General features: G+C 25.8%; 2 protein-coding genes. One reads left to right on the top strand and one right to left on the bottom strand.

From position 1 onward, the window contains the following. The first annotated feature begins 102 nt into the window (after nt 1-102). Nucleotides 103-2,280: a replication restart helicase PriA gene (gene priA / locus RI68_RS02590; RefSeq protein WP_017193682.1), complete on the top strand. Its 2,178-nt coding sequence runs from the start codon at nt 103-105 to the stop codon at nt 2,278-2,280. 70 nt (nt 2,281-2,350) lie between these two features. On the opposite strand, the gene RI68_RS04475 is transcribed toward priA, so the two are convergent. Then, nucleotides 2,351-2,470, bottom strand: coding sequence for a DUF2963 domain-containing protein (locus tag RI68_RS04475; protein ID WP_083848781.1), 120 nt, complete (start codon nt 2,468-2,470; stop codon nt 2,351-2,353). Between the last annotated feature and the right edge of the window lie 139 nt (nt 2,471-2,609).

The following is a 2,609-nucleotide window of genomic DNA, read 5'->3' on the forward strand; positions in this document are numbered from 1 at the left end:
TAATGATACGGCGACCACCGAGATCTACACTCTTTCCCTACACGACGCTCTTCCGATCTTTGCGATATTATCTGTATATAATAAAAATAAAAGAGGTTCAGGATGTTTGCGGAAATTATTATAGATGTGGAAAGCGCTTCTTTAAATCAATGTTTTGATTATGTTATACCTGCAGAATTAGAACCTTTAGTTAAAAAAGGTATGAGAGTGATTGTTTCTTTTGGTAAGCAAAATACACATCGTTTAGGTTATATTGTTAATATTAAATCCGCTAGCAAATTCGCGAAAAAACCCATTCTTGAATTATTGGATAAAACGCCTTTTTTCGATGAAGAAATGTTTTTATTGGCTGATGAAATTTTAAAAATTCCTTTTACACTTAAATCTTCTGTTTATAGAACTATTTTTCCGAAAAGCCTTTTAGTTCCTTATGTTAAAAAAATAATTGTTCTTCAAGAAGAATTAATTCCTTCTGAAATTAAAACTTATTTAGAAAAAAATAAATGGCTTTTAAAGGTAGAAAAAGAATCTTTAAACAAGGAGTTGCAAAAATTAAAAAACCAAAAAATAATTGATATTATCACTATGACTAAAGATGATTTAAAAGAATTATCTTACGAAAATATGATGAAAAAAATTGTTCTTAAAAAAAAATCCTCTATTATAGAGGAAAAAAAAATTGTTTCAGAAGAACTAGTTAATAAAGAAATTTTTTTAACTTCTCAACAAAAAGCTGTTTTTGATAAAATCAATTTATTTCGTCATCAAACTTATTTATTATATTATAACAATGATTTAGATAAAACTCGCCTTTATTTAAAATTAATAGAACAAAATTTAGCCAATCAAAAACAAATCCTTCTATTGGTTCCGGAAATTATTTTAATTAAACAATTGGTGGATCAAATTAAAACTTTTTTTCCTCATTTGCCGATATCCGTTTTAAACGGAGAAATGACTCATTTAGAAAATTTAAAACAAAATCAAGCCATTAAAGAGCAAAAAATTAATTTAGTGATTGGCACTAGGATGGCTATTTTTTCGCCTCTTAATAATTTAGGAACTATCATTATTGACCAAGAACATGACGAATCTTTATTAGAAAAAGAAAAAATACCCAATTATGATTCTAAAGAATTGGCTTATATTAGAAGCCTTTACCACAATATCCCCTTAATTTTAAGTAGCTCTACCCCTTCTTTAGAAAGTTATTATCGTTTTAAAAAGAAACAATATGAATTGTTAGTTTTAAAATTAAATGATAAAGCTAAAACGATGAAACTCATTGATATGAGGGAAGAATTGAAAAAAGGGAATTTATCTCCTTTATCTACAGAATTAACTCAAGCTTTAGAACAAAATATTGAAAATAATCGTAAAAATATTTTATTTATTAATTCAAAAGGTTTTTCTCCTTTTGTTTTGTGTCGTTTTTGTAGTTATGTTCCTAAATGTGTTAAATGTCAACAAAGTTTAACTTTTTTTCGTTCTAAAAACATTTTAAAATGTAGTTTTTGCGGATATAGTGACAAATTTACTTCTAAATGTCCGTCTTGTGCAGAAATAGCTATGAAAAAAGTTAGTTTAGGCATTGAATATGTGGAAGATTTTTTACAAGATAAATTTCCGCACAGTAAAATAGTGAGAATGGATTCAGAAACTATTACTAATGTCAAAAAATATGAAAAAATATTAAACGATTTTAAAAAAGATAAAATAGATATTTTATTAGGAACTCAAATTATTGCTAAAAATTTCAATTTTTCTAATGTCGCTTTAGTGGGCGTCATTATGGCAGATATCTTATTAAATATTCCTCATTTTAAAGCTTCAGAAAAAACTTTTCAATTATTAACTCATATAGCCAAACACGCTCAAAAAGAACAAGTTATGGTACAAAGTTACGATACTCAACATTACGCTATTACGAGTGCTGTGAACTATAATATCAATTATTTTTTAAAAACCAATTTACAAGAAAGAAAGACTTCCCAAAATCCGCCTTTCGTTTGTGTTAGTAAAATAATGATAGCTCATAGGTTTATTAACAATGTGTTAAATATTGCTCATAATTTAAAAAAAATTTTAGAAAACAATTTTTATCATAAAATAAAAGTTTTAGGCCCTTCTATTCCCTTAATTCCTAAAAAAAACAACTTATATCGCGTTTTATTAACTATCAAATATAACGATTGGCCTTTAAATTTAGATTTTATTATTCAAAATCATTTACAAAAAGATGCTTTATTGTTGTTCGATCGTTTTGCTAATATTATTTAATTATCATCAATAAAAAAAGACTTTTTTATGGGTCTTTTTTTGTATATTTTTAAAAGAATAATGTTTGATGTTATTTTATGCTTTTGACTGTTCCATCTTTTTTGTAATAAGTAGTTTTGATTTCTGCACCTTTTAAAGAGTTATATTCTTTTATGGAGTAGATGGAACAACCATCGGAATTAGAAGATATGTATTTTGTTCTTTCTCTGTTTTATGATTGTATAAAGTGCGCTGTTCCGTTTTTTTAGACAACTTTTGTCTCTAAAATTATTCTTTAAAACTTAAAATTAAGTGATAATTTCATATCTTTTCAAACTAACAAAGTATTT

Source organism: Vaccinium witches'-broom phytoplasma str. VAC, assembly GCF_000309405.1.
Classification (GTDB): domain Bacteria; phylum Bacillota_I; class Bacilli_A; order Acholeplasmatales; family Acholeplasmataceae; genus Phytoplasma.